The sequence below is a fragment of the Pseudoalteromonas sp. APM04 genome, assembly GCF_022809815.1.
Taxonomy (GTDB): Bacteria; Pseudomonadota; Gammaproteobacteria; order Enterobacterales; family Alteromonadaceae; genus Pseudoalteromonas; species Pseudoalteromonas marina.
Window position 1 is genome coordinate 246,415 of the sequence record NZ_CP094441.1, and the last position, 16,270, is coordinate 262,684.

Below are 16,270 nucleotides of genomic sequence, written 5' to 3' on the forward strand. Positions count from 1 at the left end.
GCTCACTTCTTAGCAAGTGTTATTAGAGTGTGTTGCTGTTTATTTATTGTTACAAAGTTGGCCACAGCGTAACTTATGTTCCCGTTTTTAATGTGGTATAAAACAGTATAAAAATAATACTTACAATTCAAGGAAGTAAAAAATGCTATCAATAACAGGGTTATCAAAAACCTACGACAACGGCGTGCACGCTCTGCAAGGTGTTGATTTATCAATAGGTAAAGGCATGTTTGGGCTACTTGGGCCAAATGGTGCCGGGAAGTCATCGCTAATGCGCACTATTGCAACGTTACAATCTGCCGACGCGGGGGCAATTACCTTTGATGGTATTGATGTATTTAAAGACCCACAAGCACTGCGCCAACGTTTAGGTTACCTTCCGCAAGATTTTGGTGTTTATCCGCGTGTTAGTGCTTACGACTTGCTAGACCATATGGCTGTTTTAAAGGGGATTCATAATAAAGGGGAGCGTAAAGAGTCGGTTGAAGGCCTACTAGCACATACTAATTTATATCAACATCGCTCAAAAGCGGTAAGTGGCTTTTCGGGCGGGATGCGCCAGCGTTTTGGTATTGCTCAAGCGTTATTGGGCGACCCTGATTTACTAATCGTTGATGAGCCAACCGCAGGGCTAGACCCTGAAGAGCGAAATCGCTTTCATAACTTGTTAGTAAGCTTAGGCGAGCAAAAAGTCGTTATATTATCAACCCACATAGTAGAAGATGTGGCTGAACTATGCCCTAATATGGCGGTACTGGCTGGTGGTAAAATTTTATTAGAGGGTAACCCGATTGCCCTCACCGACAAGCTGCAAGGCCAAATTTGGCGCAAAGCCATGAGCCAAGAAGAAGCGCAAGAGCTTGAGCCACAGCTACCTGTTATTTCTAAACGCTTATTTGCTGGGCAAACCATATTGCATGTATTAGCGGAACAAGCCCCTGAAGGTTTTCAATCAAGCCATGCAAACCTAGAAGACGTGTACTTTTCTACTTTGCTCAATCATCGTAATAGCCAAGTAGCATAAGGAGGCGTTATGTTTTTTAATATGCTCGCGTTTGAGCTGCGCTATTTTGTGCGCCAGCCTTCGTTTTATATCATTTCATTAATGTTCTTTTTTATGGCGTTTTTTATCAGCTCTTCTAGCAAATTTCCGCTAGGCGGCGCTAATGTACATATGAATTCGCCTTTTTCAATTATGATGTTGACCATTACATTTTGTGTATTTGCGATGTTTTTGGTAGTTAACTTTGTTGCCAGCTCCGCTATTAGAAATAGTGAAACTAAAATGGATGAACTGGTTTTTAGTAAGCCTGTTAATCCTGTCCCTTATCAAACTGGGCGCTTTTTTGGTGCTTACTTAGTGGTGCTGGTTGTATTTTTAACCGTGCCGTTAGGAGTACTTTTAGGGTCGCAGTTTGGCTTATCTGTTGGATGGCTCGATAGTGAGCTAGTGGGTCCAAATAAGTTTGTGTATTACGCTGCACCTTATTTTTATATTGCAGTACCCAGTTTGCTGGTGCTTTCGGCTATTTTTAACAGTGTGGCTGTCTATTTTAAAACCATGATGTCGGTGTATGTCGCAGCCGTTGTTATTTTTATCGCCTATCAAATAGCCAGTGCTTATTTTGATGATTTAGCATTTAGAAATATAGTTGTTTACGCCGACCCATTTGGCTTGGGGTCTTTAATTGATTTGACGCGTTACTGGACTGTGAGTGATAAAAACACAGAAGTGCTAACCCTCACAGGTGACCTTTTAGTTAACCGTATATTGTGGGTTGTACTGGGCTTAGCTATGTTTTTTAGCCTTGGAAAATTAAGTAACCGCATAGTAGCTAAAAAACAGAAAAAGCAATTTAAAGTCTCTGCATTTGTGCAAAATAAACAAGCTGCACTGATTAATAATGCTAAAAATTACAAGTCTGCAGGAGCGAGTACGCAATCGCAGTTAATAATGCGCAGTATATTTGAACTTAAACAAGTAATATTTAGCGCGCCATTTATGATTTTAGCGGGTGTAAGTATTGTAACGCTTATGATCCCGCTGTTTGCTCCCATTGGCGCTTACGGTACAACTAACTGGCCAATTACCGCGAATATGGTCAATATTATTAGCGGTATTTCGGGTTTGTTTTTGTTTGTTATTATCGCTTTTTATAGCGCTGAGCTTGTTTGGCGAGAACGTCAAAGTGGTATGGGCGATATTGTTGACAGCTTTCCAGTACACAACAGTGTTTTTTGGGTATCAAAAATACTGGCGTTAATAACAGCTATTTCAGGCTTGTTTATTGTTGGAATGATACTAACAATCACAGTGCAGTTATTTAAAGGGCAATTTAATTTAGAGTTAGGGCAGTATTTATTCAGGATTGTTTATTTATCGCTTTTACCGTTAATTATGCTTACGGTGCTTGCCTTCTTTTTACAAATTATTAGCCCAAATAAATATGTAGGAATGGGGTTATTTATTTTGTACTACATAGTGCAAATGGTAATGGATTCGTATGGATTTGAACACCATATGTATCATTTTTCGAAAAGCAGTAGCGTACCGTACTCTGATATAAACGGCTATGGACACTTTTTGCAAGCAGCGCATTGGTACACATTGTATTGGGGCGCGTTAAGTCTTGTTTTGGCTATTGTAGGATTTGCGTTATGGCATAGAGGACCTTCACAAACGCTGCGTACACGCCTGTCTATGCTTCGTTATAATATGTCGTTAAAGGGGCAAGTAATTGTTTGTGTTAGTGCACTGGTGTTTGTTGGTGCAGGTTATAACATTTATCACAATACGCGTGTTTTAAACGAATTTATCACAAGCGATGCGTTTCAAGACAAGCAAGTAAGCTATGAAAAACAGTTTGCACAATATAAAGATTTAGCAGTGCCTATGGTGACCGATGTTGACTTAACTGTTGATATTTACCCTAAAAAGCGTGCTTTAAGTGCAGTTGCAAAAATTAAGTTTACTAATACATCTAATGAGCCAATTTCGCGAGTATTGATCACCTCACCGCAACACGCCAAAAGCTGGGATGTAACGATGGCTGGCGGTAAAATTGTTGAAAAATTACCAGCGCTTTATTCTGCATGGTTTGAATTTGATCAGCCCCTTATGCCAGACGAGGTAAGAGAAGGGCAGCTGTCTGTCACTCGCGAGCATACAGGCTTTACCGATAGTGGCTCCGATACACAGTTAGTGGCTAATGGTACGTTTATTAATAATTGGGAGCTTTTTCCTAACTTTGGGTACAACCGTGGTTTACAGGTGGCTGATAAATTTAAGCGCCGTAAACATGACTTACCAGAGCTAGAACGAGCAAATAAACTTGAAGATAGCCAGTACTATACACAAAGTGATTTTGGTCAAGCTACTGGGTTTATTAACTTTAGGGCCAGGGTAACGACCGATGAATCGCAATTTGCGATTACACCTGGTTATTTACAAAGTGAAAGCGTAAAAGATGGGCGCCGAACCTTTGTTTATGAAATGGATGCACCTATTATAAATTTTTATGCGGTGCAGTCGGCTGAATTGGAAAGTAAAAAGGTTGAGCATAATGGTGTAAATATTGAGGTTTATTTCCATAAAAGTCATGCGTGGAATGTTGACCGCATGATTGAATCGGTTCAAGACTCGATAGATTATTTTACACAAGCATTTGGCCCCTATCAGCATAAGCAATTACGTATTATTGAATTTCCTCGCTATCGCTCATTTGCGCAAAGTTTTGCTAATACTGTTCCTTATTCAGAAAGCATTGGTTTTGTTACAGACTCAAGGGATGAAAGTAAAATTGACCTGCCTTATTACGTAACTGCACACGAAGTAGCGCATCAATGGTGGGGTCATCAAGTATCAGGCGCCAATGTAGAGGGGAGTGAAGTTATGTCTGAAACGCTTTCACAATACAGTGCGCTTATGGTGCTTGAAAAACGCTTTGGCCCAGAAAAGCTACGTAAGTTTTTAAAATACGAGCTAGATAGGTACTTAATGGGCCGTACTGGAGAAGCGTTTGAAGAGATGCCACTATATAAAACCCAGGCTCAGCAATACCTTCATTACAATAAAGGATCTGTTGTTATGATGGCGATTTATGATCGCCTAGGTGAAAAACGCCTAAACGCTGCACTTAAGGCATTTTTAAATGAGTTTAGATATCAGTCAACGCCATACCCAACAACACTTGATTTACTAAGTTATTTAAAACAAGACGCAACCCAAGCTGAGCAAAACTTTATTGACGATCAGTTTAAATATATCACTTTGTATGAGCTGGAAATGAAAGAGGTTTCGATTTCAGACGAAGCCGACAGTGAGGGCTTTTACAGTGTTACGTTAAACGTTGAAGCTGTTAAGCAACGTGCTGATGGTCAAGGTGAAGAAACAGAGCAGCCACTCGATGAGTTAATTGATATTGTGTTGTTTAGTGACGATCCTGAAAATCTACTCGCTGAAGATTTTGTGATTTACTCACAAAAACATCAAATAGTAACGGGTACTAATATTATTGAGTTAAAGGTAAAAGAAAAACCTTTATTTGCAGGAGTCGATCCGTACGTAAAACTGGTTGATAAAGATAACGTAAATAACTTAGCTAAGTTTTAATAGCTGACAGCACATTTACTCAAAGGCCGCAATTTTGCGGCCTTTTTTTGTGTAAAAAACTGTTTGAAATCTGTAAGGCTGGCTACATTTTTCGCACAGCTTTTTACTCATTATTTTACTGGTTTACTGTAAGGTTTATTTACTGAAAGTGAGTACCAAGTAAGGACAAACATGAAATCATTAATAATGGGGTTTGTAGTATTAGGCTTAAGCGCCTGTTCTGCGGTTACCATACAGCCACACGCTATCGCAAAAATTACAAGTAAAGCGACCTACGAAGATAGCCGTCCATTTTATTTATGGGGATTAGTAGGAGAGGAACGTGTGGATGTAAAACAGATTTGTACAGATACACAAGCGGCTCAAATGCAGTCGCAACAAACATTTAGCGATGGTGCGTTGGGTTTAATTACGCTAGGCATTTATTCACCACATACCATAAAGGTATGGTGTGAAGAGCAAAATACGCAGGAGGCGTTATGAATCTTAAATTAATTTTAGGCAGTATTACTTTTGCTATGTTAACTGGTTGCACAAATATTTACTTTGATAATGGTGTACCTGAAAAAGTTAATAACCAGTCGCACAATAGTTCTCAGTGGCATCATAATTTTGCTTTAGCTTTGTATGAAGGATCTGATGCGGTTGACTTAAGTGAGCATTGCCCACAAGGGCAATGGCAAACGGTGCACACGTATAAGTCATTTAGTAATGGAGTAGCGGAGGTTGTAGTTAATCAGATAGGCCCGGCTTGGTACCCTAAAACAGTTGAAGTGAGCTGCACTAAGGTACCTTTTAAAGCTGAGTAATAATTTAAATATAACCCAATACAAAGAAAAGATGCTAGGTGCTAAAAAAGGGCCAAATGGCCCTTCAGTTGCAGCAAGTAACACATGTTTGTTTATAGGCTGAAGTCTACAGCGTAAGCAACGTAAACTTTTACATCTGACTCGTCCATATCAGTGTCTGATACGCCAAATGTGAATCCATCTTTTGATACAGACACACCGTAATCAATGATGTCTTCGTCACCAATAAAATCGCCAGAATAATGACCTATGTGTAAAGCCATTTCTGTACCATTGCTGCCTACGGCAAAGCCGTAATCAGCTGTCAAATAAAGTGAGTCACCAAAGTCTGTACCGTCGCCACTTGCAGCAGAAGTAGCAAGCACTGATGCACCAAAGGTAAAGCCTTCAACACTGATGCTACCGTAAATTTCTGAAAAATCAGCATCTGCGCTTGATGCCGCGTCTGGGTAAGCATAATAAATGTAACCTACATCGTAGCTAACACCTTCGCTAATATCGCCACCAAAGCCTGCGTAAAAATCTAGCTCGTAGGTCATTTCGTCAGCCCAAGATGCATTAGATACCCATGTACCAGCATAAAATCCAGATTCGTCAGCGTAATCAATACCACCAGAAATAGCAGCGTCGCCGCCAGTTTGTTCTTGTCCACGCCATAAGTAATTTGAAGTAGCTGCTACATTGGCAGACACTTCAGCATTTACTGCTGTTGATGTAAGTGACGTTGCAGCCATTAATGCCACGGCGCTAAAAGCGATTGTTTTTTTTAGTTTTAACATGTTCCATTTCCCGTTATATGATTTTTTGCATAGGAAGGCTTTTTATTATGAAGTACCGTAGCCTTTTGATTTATGCGTTTTTATTGTTTAACTGAGAATAGAATTGCACTGTGTGTGCCAGCTTGATTTATTTTGTTTTAAAATTAAATTTTATATTTTATTAACAATGACTTGCGTTTGCGGTGGGTGGTTTGGATTATGCGGAAGAAATATTTTATCGCACATCGCTGGTGCATAAAATAATCAAGCTGCACCATGAAAGTACAGCTTGTTTAGAATTATTTAGCCAAATATGGTGCGCATTAGACTAATTGTTTCGTTTACACTGCGGCCTTTTTGAACTTCGCTGATTATTGAGTCGCGTTTGCTACGAATATGCTCAGGAATATCATCGGCAGCCAAAGCGCGGTCAACTAAAATTTCAGCAGACTCTTTACCTCTGCGTTGTGTTTTACCCGTTTTAGTGGTGCTACGCTTTGGTTTATTAAGTAATTTAATATAGTTAGAGCTATCTGGTGTTTTGTTATCCGCGTAGTAAAAAAAGCACGGAATAAGCGCTTTAATTGACACTAGTTGCTCTTCTAGTTCATTTGAAGCATTTGCCATTTTGTACCATGACATAGCTTGAATGCCTTTTACAATATCTTGCCAGTAACGCTCAAAATCACTATTTTTGAGTTTAGTAACCGCAAGTGCTGAGCATAATGCGTCTAAACGGCTATTTGTAATTGGCGTAAAAATATCAGGGCGACGCATTGCAAGTAGTCGTGTTGCCGGAGCAAGAGTTGGCTTTTCACTGCTATCAGTAAATATTTTGCTATAAGCAGCTACAAACTGTTGGTACTCGTAATGGGTAATGTCACCTTCAAGAGGAATATTAGCCAGTGCTTCATCAAACGCACCCGGTAAATCACCAATGAGTTGGTGGAAAACTTTAGCACTCTTAGTTGATGCAAACCACTCAACATCAAAATCGTAAGTGCTTGGATCAAGTGAAGCCATATGCTTGCCAGTAAAAGCAAGAAGGTCTTCAGGGATCATGTCTTTTAATGATTGCTCACGAATACTTTTTACGTAACTTGCTAAACGAAGTTGTTCATCAAGTGCAATAACGTCTTTATGTTGCTCTATAAATACACTTACCACAGGCCAAGGGGCTACACGAAGCGTTTTAACTTGTAAAAAGCTGATAGCCGAAATAAGCTGATCATGCAGTTTTTTAAGAACAGGTAGCTGTTGCGGCTCAAGTAAATCGTAGTTAATACGGTCTCTGCTTGCGTTTAATAGCTCGTAACACCAAGGTAAAAAATCATCAGGATGGTTTTCTACTTTCACGGCCATAAGGTTAAGGCTTAATTCTGAAGATTGTTTCAGAATGTTCTGATAGATTTGATTTTCTTGCTCGCCTAGTGTCATTTTTGACGGTGAAATTAGCAGTTTTTTCATGCCTTGTAGATACTCCGGATTTATATATATGTATTAGCATTGCTTATTTTAGCTCAAATACACTAATAACAACAGCGCTGTCCTGCGCGCTGCATTATTATGGTGTTTAAAATCGGGGTTAATCTAACCAGCTCGGTTATTAATCAGCCTCTTCTAATATGAAGAGGCTTTCAACTGATGCGTGAAAATGAGCTGCGATTTTAAGGGCTATAATGACCGATGGCGTAAATCGATTTGTTTCTACTGTACTTATTGTTTTACGTGAAACGCTAATAGCATCGGCAAGTTCTTGCTGTGAAAGCCCCGCCTCTTTACGAAATTTTGCTATGTTATTTTGCACTTTGACTCCTAATCACGGCTCTGCCAAAGTAATGAAGCACCATATACCAAAAGCATGATACTGAGATAAAGTATTGCCATAGTTGCATGCGAAACCTCGCTAGGTATTGAATTGTTATTATACAAAACACCAATAAGACAAACTCCAAATGCACAACTTGTATGTTTATAGGCATTAATGTCAATGGTGTTGAGAAACTCATCTTTATAAGCATATTTAAAATACATTTTTAGCGGAAAGCTTGCTTTAATCATAAAAATAGCAGTTACAACCATATAAAATAAAACGCTCATTCCAACAACTATCATCTTTTCTATATTATGGTTAGTTAGTGAGTAAACACTGAGAAGCAAACAAACTACGCCAGCGCTTATACAAAACCGTATATTTTGTCTCATAAATTGTTCTTCTGTTTTAATATCTTGTTGTTTCATAGTATTCATCCTGTAATAGTATTTGATTTCTTGTAACCTCTGGGTATCAATGCAACCTTGGGGTATCAATGAGTCAATTATTTTTTGTAACCTAAAGGTATCAAAATGTTTCAGGAACGATTCATATGAAATAAGTAAACTGCTTTTATGAGCTTTTTTTATCTACAGCAATGCTTTTAGGCTTAACACTCGCTATGATAAAAACATAATTTGACCGCTTAAAGGACGAACATGAAAACCTTACTCAAAATTTTTGGTGTAATACTCTTACTCTGTATTGCTTTAATTGTGGCAGCGCCTTTTTTAATTCCTACCGATACCATTTTTAATAAAGTATCAGAGGAAGTTCAAAAAACGACGGGAAGAACGCTAACAATTAATGGTGACAAAACGCTTAGTGTGTTTCCTGCACTAAAGTTAGAGTTGAATGATGTCCACTTTGCTAATATGCAAACAGGTTCGCGAGCTGATATGGCAAGTATGCAGCAGCTGGCAGTACATATACCTTGGTTCTCGTTATTTGGCGGTGAGTTTAAGCTTGATAAGTTTGTTATTAACGAACCAGATATTTTATTAGAGACAGATAAAAATGGTAAAGCTAACTGGCAGTTGTTTGATGCTGTAGCAGAGCAACCAACAGAGCAAACTGAGCCTGGTGAGGCAATTAAGCTACCTGCTAGCTTTGATATTGAGCTGGGTGAGGTCGCTATTTATGGCGGTACATTTACATATCTAGATGGTCAAACGGGCGCCAAGCAGCAAATTAGCGATTTAGAGCTGGCTATTTTACTTCCTTCATTACGTAAAACCCTTGAAGTTAAAGGGGGAATTACCTATATGCAGGAGCGATTTGAACTAGATGTAAAACTTGATACGCCTGCAAAGGCAATTGAAGGGGCGACGTTTGAGGTTACTCAAAGCGTAGACTCTCGCTTGGTCGATCTTACTTTTAACGGCAGTATTGCTCGCCAAGGTAAAGATATAAAAGGCGAGTTAGCGCTAAGTGGCGACTCTGTTAAAGAGCTAGCGACTTGGCAAGGGGTAGACTTAAACGCTAAAGAAAATGCATTTAATGCGTTTAGTGTAAACGGTAAAATGCATCTCATAGATGATACGTTTAACTTAGAAGAGCTGATTGCTACCCTAGATGAATTAGAGATTAAAGGGAAAAGTGAAGTAAACTTAAGCAATAAACTAGCGGTTAATGCTGATATAGACCTAGGTATGCTTGATTTGAATCCCTACTTACCAGAGGCTGTCGCTAAACAGCAAGCGCCGCAAAATGAAGAACCTAAAGCCGCGCAGCCGATTGTTTGGGACGATACTAAAATTGATTTAAGCGCATTAAATGCACTTAATGCTAATGTAGTTATTCGCTCAAGCGGTTTAAAAGCTAACGATATTGAGCTAGGTGCTAATCAATTTACAGTCGATTTAAACAACAGCGTTGCTAAATTAAGCTTAGATAGCTTTAAAGCATATGAGGGCACTGGTAAAGGGGTTATCAACATAAATGCGCAGCAAACGCCGTATAAAATAAACACAAATTTTGATTTAGCCGACATAGACGCACAACCGTTACTCACTGATGCAGCTGGCTTTGATAAGCTCATGGGTAAAGGGTCATTAAATTGGAATTTGACCACAACTGGGCAAAGTCAAAAAACCTTTATTAATGCATTAAATGGTAAGGTTGGCTTTGAATTTGCCGATGGTGCTGTTAAAGGCGCAAACGTGGCTGAAATGGTTCGCAAAGGCAAAGAGCTTATTACGGGTAACCTTGGAGCTGTGAGTGAAGGGCTAGATACGGGCTTTGAAGAATCAGAGCAAACAGATTTTTCTGCGCTCACCGGTAGCTTTAACTTTACTAAAGGTGTTGGACGCAATACTGACCTTTCACTAATTAGCCCTCTGATTCGTATTTCCGGTGAAGGAGATGTGGATTTACCTCTTACTAAAGTTGATTATCGTTTGGTAACAGGGATTGTAGATTCAATAGAAGGTCAAGGCACTACCGATGACAGTACAGGCTTTAAAATACCGTTACGCATAAAAGGACCATTTCACGATGTGGGAATTAAACTTGATGTAAGTAATGCCTTAAAAGATGAAGCAAAAAAGAAACTCGATGACGCAAAAGAAAAAGCGAAAGAGAAAGCCAAAGATAAAGTAAAAGATAAATTAAAGGGGCTATTTGGCTAAATAACCACTAGTAAAATAAACAAGGCACTTTTTAAGTGCCTTGTTTATTTTATAACCATTGAAAAAATAGTCACATAGCTTTACCAACGTTAATAAAATCCCCTCAGTCCTTAAATTAATTAAAAAATAACCTATCGCTACATGCTCAATGCTGGTACAATTGCCCGCCCTTAAGAGACAACTCGTTTGTTTTTGAGTGGGATTTAATCGAAATGTCTTGATTTTAAACAATTTTAAGACACGTTGTAATTACTACACCGGAGGTCATTAACATGATCCAAATGCAAACTCAGCTGGAAGTTGCTGATAACAGCGGCGCTCGCAAAGTGCAGTGTATAAAAGTCCTTGGTGGTTCACACCGTCGCTACGCAGCGATTGGCGACATCATTAAAGTTTCTGTAAAAGAAGCTATTCCTCGCGGTAAAGTGAAGAAAGGTGATGTTAAAAACGCGGTAGTTGTGCGTACCAGAAAAGGTGTTCGCCGTCCAGATGGTTCTCTGATCCGTTTCGACAGCAACGCGGCTGTTATCTTAAATGATAACTTGCAGCCAATTGGTACACGTATTTTCGGCCCTGTGACTCGCGAACTTCGTAATGACAAGTTCATGAAAATCGTTTCACTAGCCCCAGAAGTACTGTAAGGAGCCAATCATGGCAGCAAAAATCCGTCGTGGTGACGAAGTAATCGTACTAGCAGGTAAAGACAAAGGTAAGCGCGGTAAAGTGCTTTCAGTTGTTACTGAATCTGGTCGAATCTTTGTCGAAGGCATAAACTTGATCAAGAAACACCAAAAGCCGGTTCCACAATTGAACCAAGCTGGCGGCATTGTTGAGAAAGAAGCGTCTATGGACGCATCAAACGTTGCGATCTTCAACTCGGAAACGAGTAAAGCAGATCGTGTAGGTTTCAAGATTGAAGATGGTAAGAAATTACGTATCTTTAAATCTACTGGTAAAACTATCTAATAGTTGGAGTAGAATGATGGCGAAACTGCATGAAGTATATAAAGACAAAGTAGTTGCTGAGCTTCAAGAGAAGTTTGGTTTCAGCTCTGTCATGCAAGTCCCTCAGATCGAAAAGATCACATTAAATATGGGCGTGGGCGAAGCCCTAGCTGACAAGAAAATTTTAGATCACGCTGTAGCTGATTTAACTGCAATCTCTGGTCAGAAACCTTTAATCACTAAAGCACGTAAATCTGTTGCTGGCTTTAAAGTGCGTGAAGGCTACCCAATTGGTTGTAAAGTAACCCTACGCGGCGAGCGTATGTGGGACTTTTTTGAGCGTTTGGTATCAATCGCTATCCCACGTATTCGTGACTTCCGTGGCGTAAGTGCTAAGTCTTTTGATGGACGTGGTAACTACAGCATGGGCGTACGTGAACAAATCATCTTCCCAGAAATCGATTACGATAAAGTAGACCGTGTACGCGGTATGGATATCACTATCACTACTTCTGCGAAATCTGATGAGGAAGGCCGTGCGTTGTTAGAAGCGTTTAACTTCCCATTTAAGAAATAAGGGTAGGGTTATGGCAAAGAATTCTATGAAAGCGCGCGAAGCAAAGCGCACAAAACTAGTTGCTCAGTATGCTGAAAAGCGTGCTGCACTAAAAGCTATCATCAGTGATGTTAATACATCTGAAGATGATCGTTGGGACGCGGTACTTAAGCTACAAGCTTTACCTCGTGATTCTAGCCCTGCACGTCAACGTAATCGTTGTAACATTACGGGCCGCCCACATGGTTTCCTTCGCAAATTCGGCATGAGCCGTATTAAAGTTCGCGAAGCAGCTATGCGCGGTGAAATTCCTGGCCTTAAAAAGGCTAGCTGGTAATAGAATCATGGGAGTAAGACTATGAGCTTGCAAGATCCTATCGCGGATTTGTTCACACGTATCCGTAACGGTCAATCAGCGAAGAAAGTATCTGTAACGATGCCAACTTCAAAGCTGAAAGTAGCATTAGCTAAAGTACTAAAAGACGAAGGTTACATCGTAGACTACGCAGTTAACGGTGAAGTTAAACCTGAGCTTTCTATCGAGTTGAAGTACTTCGAAGGCAAAGCTGTAATTGAAAATATCCAGCGTGTAAGTCGCCCTGGTTTACGTATCTACAAGAAACGTGACGAATTACCGAAGGTAATGGGTGGTCTTGGTATCGCTATCGTATCAACTTCTAAAGGCCTAATGACAGACCGCGCAGCACGTAGTGCTGGTGTTGGTGGTGAAATCATTGGCTTTGTAGCTTAATCGGAGGGGAACTATGTCTCGCATAGCAAAGGCACCAATTAATGTTCCTGCCGGTGTAGAAGTTACATTGAAAGGCCAGGAAATCACAGTTAAAGGCAAAAACGGTGAACTTACTCGTACTATCAACGACGCAGTTGAAGTACAAGTTAACGACAACGTTATTACAACTTTACCTCGTGAAGGCGTAGCAAATGCATGGGCACAAGCAGGTACTGCTCGCGCTCTAATCAACAACATGGTTGTTGGTACGCATGAAGGTTACGAGAAGAAACTTCAGTTAGTAGGCGTTGGTTACCGTGCTGCAGCTAAGGGTAAAGTTTTAGACTTAACACTTGGTTTCTCACACCCAGTTAATTTCGCAGTTCCTGAAGGAATTACGATTGAAACTCCAAGCCAAACAGAAGTTCTAGTTAAGGGCGTAGATAAGCAGTTAGTTGGTCAAACAGCTGCTAACATTCGTGCATACCGTAAACCTGAGCCTTATAAAGGTAAAGGTGTTCGCTATTCAGATGAGAATGTACGCCGTAAAGAGGCTAAGAAGAAGTAAGGTAAGACGATGGATAAAAAAACAGCTCGTCTACGTCGTGCTAAACGCACTCGTAGAAATTATATTGAACAAGGCACAACGCGTCTTGTTATCCACCGCACGCCACGTCACATTTACGCTCAAGTAATTAATGCTGAGGGTAATGTACTGGCTGCTGCTTCTACTGTTGAGAAGGCTATTAGCGAAACAGTTAAAGGCACCGGTAACGTTGAAGCTGCGCAAGCAGTTGGCAAAGCGGTTGCTGAACGTGCGGCTGACAAAGGCATCGAAAAGATTGCTTTTGATCGCAGTGGCTTTAAATATCACGGCCGTGTGAAGGCGCTAGCTGATGCTGCGCGTGAAGCCGGTTTGCAATTCTAGGAGTAGACAATGGCTAACGTAGAAGCAAAGCAACAACAGCCTGATCTAGCTGAAAAGCTAATCGCGGTAAACCGTGTGTCTAAAGTAGTTAAAGGTGGTCGTATCTTTAGCTTTACTGCACTAACTGTAGTTGGTGACGGCGCAGGTAAAGTAGGTTTTGGTTATGGTAAAGCACGTGAAGTTCCAGCTGCTATTCAAAAAGCAATGGAAAAAGCACGTCGCAACATGATCAATGTAGACCTAAATGGCAATACATTACAGCATCCTGTTAAGGGACGTCATGCTGGCTCACTAGTGTTCATGAAACCAGCCTCTGAAGGTACTGGTATCATCGCAGGTGGTGCTATGCGTGCAGTACTAGAAGTGACTGGTGTTCAGAACGTACTATCTAAATGTTACGGTTCTACTAACCCAATCAACGTAGTACGTGCAACGATTTCGGCTCTTGAGAATATGAATTCTCCACAGTCTATCGCTGCAAAACGTGGCCTTCGCGTAGAAGAAATACTGGGGTAACCATGGCTAATCAAACTGTAAAAGTAACACAAGTAAAAAGCTCTATCGGTCGTTTACCGAAGCATAAAGCTACATTACGCGGTCTTGGTTTACGTCGTATCAATCACACTGTTGAGTTAGAAGACACAGCATGTGTACGTGGTATGATAAACAAGGTTTCTTACATGGTTAAGGTAGAGGGTTAATTTCATGCATTTGAATACACTTTCACCTGCTGCAGGTTCAAAAACTGCCCCTAAACGTGTTGGTCGTGGTATCGGTTCTGGTCTTGGTAAGACTGGTGGCCGTGGTCACAAAGGTCAAAAGTCACGTTCTGGCGGTAAAGTACGCGTTGGTTTTGAAGGCGGTCAAATGCCTATGCAACGTCGTCTACCTAAATTTGGTTTCACTTCACGCAAATCGTTAGTATCTGCAGAAGTTAACCTTTTTGAAATCGCTAAAGTTGAAGGCGATGTGGTAGACCTAAGCGCGTTACAAGCAGCTGGTCTAGTTAAAAAGAACGTTCTTTTCGTTAAAGTTGTTAAATCTGGTGAAGTTTCACGCGCTGTTACACTTAAAGGTCTTAAAGCCTCTAAGGGTGCACGCGAAGCTATTGAAGCTGCCGGAGGCAAGGTAGAAGACTAAGGAAGTACAAATGGCTAAACCAGGTCAAGATACACAAAGTGCACAAGGTGGGCTTTCGGAATTGAAGCGTCGATTACTCTTCGTATTGGGCGCTATCATAATTTACCGTCTAGGTTCATTTGTGCCGATCCCTGGGATTGACGCCGCTGTACTTGCCGATTTCTTCGAGCAACAAAAGGGCACCATTGTTGAAATGTTCAACATGTTCAGTGGTGGTGCACTTGAGCGAGCTTCAGTGTTAGCGCTGGGTATTATGCCGTATATCTCGGCTTCGATTATTACGCAACTATTAACGCATATGTATCCTCCGTTTATAGAGCTTAAGAAAGAAGGTGAGCAAGGGCGTAAAAAAATTAGCCAGTACACACGCTACGGCACGCTTGTGCTAGCTACTATCCAATCTATCGGTATTGCTACTAGCTTACCGGGCATGATGAACGGGTTAGTTGTTAATCCGGGTATGGGTTTCTATTTCACCGCTGTGGTGAGCTTAGTAACTGGTACTATGTTCCTTATGTGGTTGGGTGAACAAATAACAGAACGTGGTATCGGTAACGGTATTTCAGTTCTAATATTTGTTGGTATTGTAGCTAACTTGCCGTCTGCTATTGGTTCGACAGTCGAAATGGCGCGCCAAGGTGATTTGAATGTTTTTGTACTACTTATGGTTGCGGTTATAGTATTCGCTGTTACTTATCTTGTAGTGTTTTTCGAACGTGGACAACGTCGTATTGTTGTTAACTACGCTAAACGCCAACAAGGTCGTCAAGTATTTGCTGCTCAAAGCACGCATTTACCACTAAAAGTAAACATGGCGGGTGTTATTCCACCAATCTTTGCTAGTAGTATAATTCTGTTCCCTGGTACAATTGCTAGCTGGTTCGGCCAAGGTGAAGGTCCTGTCGCTGATGCATTACAAGCTGTTGCTACAACGTTGACTCCGGGTCAACCTTTGTACTCACTTGTATTAGCTGCGGCAATTATCTTCTTCTGCTTTTTCTATACAGCGTTGGTGTTTAACCCTCGTGAAACTGCAGATAACCTTAAGAAATCTGGCGCATTTATCCCAGGTATTCGTCCAGGTGAGCAGACATCTAAATACATTGATAAAGTGATGACACGCCTGACATTGGCAGGTGCTTTGTATATAACCTTTATCTGTCTGGTGCCCGAATTCATGACTATGGCATGGCAAACGCCATTCTATTTCGGCGGTACATCAATTTTGATTATCGTTGTTGTAATCATGGACTTTATGGCACAAGTACAGACTCACCTGATGTCTCATCAGTATGATTCTGTGCTGAAAAAAGCGAACCTTAAAGGCTACGGTCGATAAGGTCAGTTTA

At 40.7% G+C, this 16,270-nt stretch carries 20 protein-coding genes; 16 read left to right on the top strand and 4 right to left on the bottom strand.

Going from position 1 to position 16,270, the window contains the following annotated elements; translation table 11 throughout:
- The first annotated feature begins 142 nt into the window (after nt 1-142).
- The 4 genes from MTP24_RS01170 to MTP24_RS01185 all read left to right on the top strand — a co-directional run bounded on the left by MTP24_RS01170 (nt 143) and on the right by MTP24_RS01185 (nt 5,421).
- Nucleotides 143-1,024: an ABC transporter ATP-binding protein gene (locus tag MTP24_RS01170; RefSeq protein ID WP_008130025.1), complete on the top strand. Its 882-nt coding sequence runs from the start codon at nt 143-145 to the stop codon at nt 1,022-1,024.
- A 9-nt stretch (nt 1,025-1,033) separates the two neighbouring features.
- A complete protein-coding gene (locus MTP24_RS01175; RefSeq protein WP_203985797.1) occupies nt 1,034-4,612 on the top strand; it encodes a M1 family aminopeptidase in 3,579 nt (1,192 codons plus the stop codon).
- A gap of 171 nt (nt 4,613-4,783) precedes the next feature.
- Nucleotides 4,784-5,095 (top strand): Bor family protein, encoded by a 312-nt coding sequence (locus MTP24_RS01180; protein ID WP_010557717.1) that lies wholly within the window; start codon nt 4,784-4,786, stop codon nt 5,093-5,095.
- Nucleotides 5,092-5,421 (top strand): hypothetical protein, encoded by a 330-nt coding sequence (locus tag MTP24_RS01185; RefSeq protein WP_008127820.1) that lies wholly within the window; start codon nt 5,092-5,094, stop codon nt 5,419-5,421. The genes MTP24_RS01180 and MTP24_RS01185 overlap by 4 nt, the downstream gene beginning before the upstream one ends.
- Before the next feature lie 92 nt (nt 5,422-5,513).
- Here the strand turns inward: MTP24_RS01185 and MTP24_RS01190 are convergent, their stop codons facing one another.
- The 4 genes from MTP24_RS01190 to MTP24_RS01205 form a co-directional block, all read right to left on the bottom strand.
- A complete protein-coding gene (locus MTP24_RS01190) occupies nt 5,514-6,200 on the bottom strand; it encodes a TorF family putative porin (RefSeq protein WP_006794238.1) in 687 nt (228 codons plus the stop codon).
- A gap of 282 nt (nt 6,201-6,482) precedes the next feature.
- The gene (locus tag MTP24_RS01195) at nt 6,483-7,646 is read right to left on the bottom strand and encodes a hypothetical protein (RefSeq protein WP_010557712.1); all 1,164 of its coding nucleotides are present in this window, start codon (nt 7,644-7,646) and stop codon (nt 6,483-6,485) included.
- A 139-nt stretch (nt 7,647-7,785) separates the two neighbouring features.
- Nucleotides 7,786-7,986, bottom strand: a complete 201-nt coding sequence (locus tag MTP24_RS01200; RefSeq protein ID WP_010557711.1) for a helix-turn-helix transcriptional regulator — start codon at nt 7,984-7,986, stop codon at nt 7,786-7,788.
- Nucleotides 7,987-7,994: 8 nt separating this feature from the next.
- Nucleotides 7,995-8,420: a hypothetical protein gene (locus tag MTP24_RS01205; RefSeq protein WP_243532407.1), complete on the bottom strand. Its 426-nt coding sequence runs from the start codon at nt 8,418-8,420 to the stop codon at nt 7,995-7,997.
- A gap of 231 nt (nt 8,421-8,651) precedes the next feature.
- Between MTP24_RS01205 and MTP24_RS01210 the strand changes: the two genes are divergently transcribed.
- The 12 genes from MTP24_RS01210 (at nt 8,652) to secY (ending at nt 16,260) form a co-directional block, all read left to right on the top strand.
- Nucleotides 8,652-10,622, top strand: coding sequence for an AsmA family protein (locus tag MTP24_RS01210; RefSeq protein WP_243532409.1), 1,971 nt, complete (start codon nt 8,652-8,654; stop codon nt 10,620-10,622).
- 272 nt (nt 10,623-10,894) lie between these two features.
- Complete coding sequence (gene rplN, locus MTP24_RS01215; protein WP_002959498.1) at nt 10,895-11,263, top strand: 50S ribosomal protein L14; 369 nt, start codon at nt 10,895-10,897, stop codon at nt 11,261-11,263.
- 10 nt (nt 11,264-11,273) lie between these two features.
- The gene (rplX, locus tag MTP24_RS01220; RefSeq protein WP_006794243.1) at nt 11,274-11,588 is read left to right on the top strand and encodes a 50S ribosomal protein L24; all 315 of its coding nucleotides are present in this window, start codon (nt 11,274-11,276) and stop codon (nt 11,586-11,588) included.
- A 16-nt stretch (nt 11,589-11,604) separates the two neighbouring features.
- Nucleotides 11,605-12,144 carry a 50S ribosomal protein L5 gene (gene rplE / locus MTP24_RS01225; protein WP_006794244.1) on the top strand — a complete coding sequence of 180 codons (540 nt, stop codon included), beginning with the start codon at nt 11,605-11,607 and terminating at the stop codon, nt 12,142-12,144.
- A 10-nt stretch (nt 12,145-12,154) separates the two neighbouring features.
- Nucleotides 12,155-12,460 carry a 30S ribosomal protein S14 gene (rpsN, locus tag MTP24_RS01230; protein ID WP_006794245.1) on the top strand — a complete coding sequence of 102 codons (306 nt, stop codon included), beginning with the start codon at nt 12,155-12,157 and terminating at the stop codon, nt 12,458-12,460.
- A gap of 21 nt (nt 12,461-12,481) precedes the next feature.
- On the top strand, nt 12,482-12,874 hold the full coding sequence (gene rpsH / locus MTP24_RS01235) for a 30S ribosomal protein S8 (RefSeq protein WP_006794246.1): 393 nt from the start codon (nt 12,482-12,484) through the stop codon (nt 12,872-12,874).
- 13 nt (nt 12,875-12,887) lie between these two features.
- Nucleotides 12,888-13,421, top strand: coding sequence for a 50S ribosomal protein L6 (rplF, locus tag MTP24_RS01240; RefSeq protein WP_006794247.1), 534 nt, complete (start codon nt 12,888-12,890; stop codon nt 13,419-13,421).
- A 9-nt stretch (nt 13,422-13,430) separates the two neighbouring features.
- Complete coding sequence (rplR, locus tag MTP24_RS01245; protein WP_006794248.1) at nt 13,431-13,781, top strand: 50S ribosomal protein L18; 351 nt, start codon at nt 13,431-13,433, stop codon at nt 13,779-13,781.
- Between the two features lie 9 nt (nt 13,782-13,790).
- Nucleotides 13,791-14,297 (top strand): 30S ribosomal protein S5, encoded by a 507-nt coding sequence (gene rpsE / locus MTP24_RS01250; RefSeq protein WP_006794249.1) that lies wholly within the window; start codon nt 13,791-13,793, stop codon nt 14,295-14,297.
- A 2-nt stretch (nt 14,298-14,299) separates the two neighbouring features.
- Nucleotides 14,300-14,482 (top strand): 50S ribosomal protein L30, encoded by a 183-nt coding sequence (gene rpmD / locus MTP24_RS01255; RefSeq protein ID WP_002959482.1) that lies wholly within the window; start codon nt 14,300-14,302, stop codon nt 14,480-14,482.
- Between the two features lie 4 nt (nt 14,483-14,486).
- Nucleotides 14,487-14,921: a 50S ribosomal protein L15 gene (gene rplO, locus MTP24_RS01260; RefSeq protein WP_006794250.1), complete on the top strand. Its 435-nt coding sequence runs from the start codon at nt 14,487-14,489 to the stop codon at nt 14,919-14,921.
- Nucleotides 14,922-14,931: 10 nt separating this feature from the next.
- Entirely contained in the window at nt 14,932-16,260 is a 1,329-nt protein-coding gene (secY, locus tag MTP24_RS01265; RefSeq protein WP_006794251.1) for a preprotein translocase subunit SecY, read from the top strand.
- Nucleotides 16,261-16,270 lie beyond the last annotated feature (10 nt).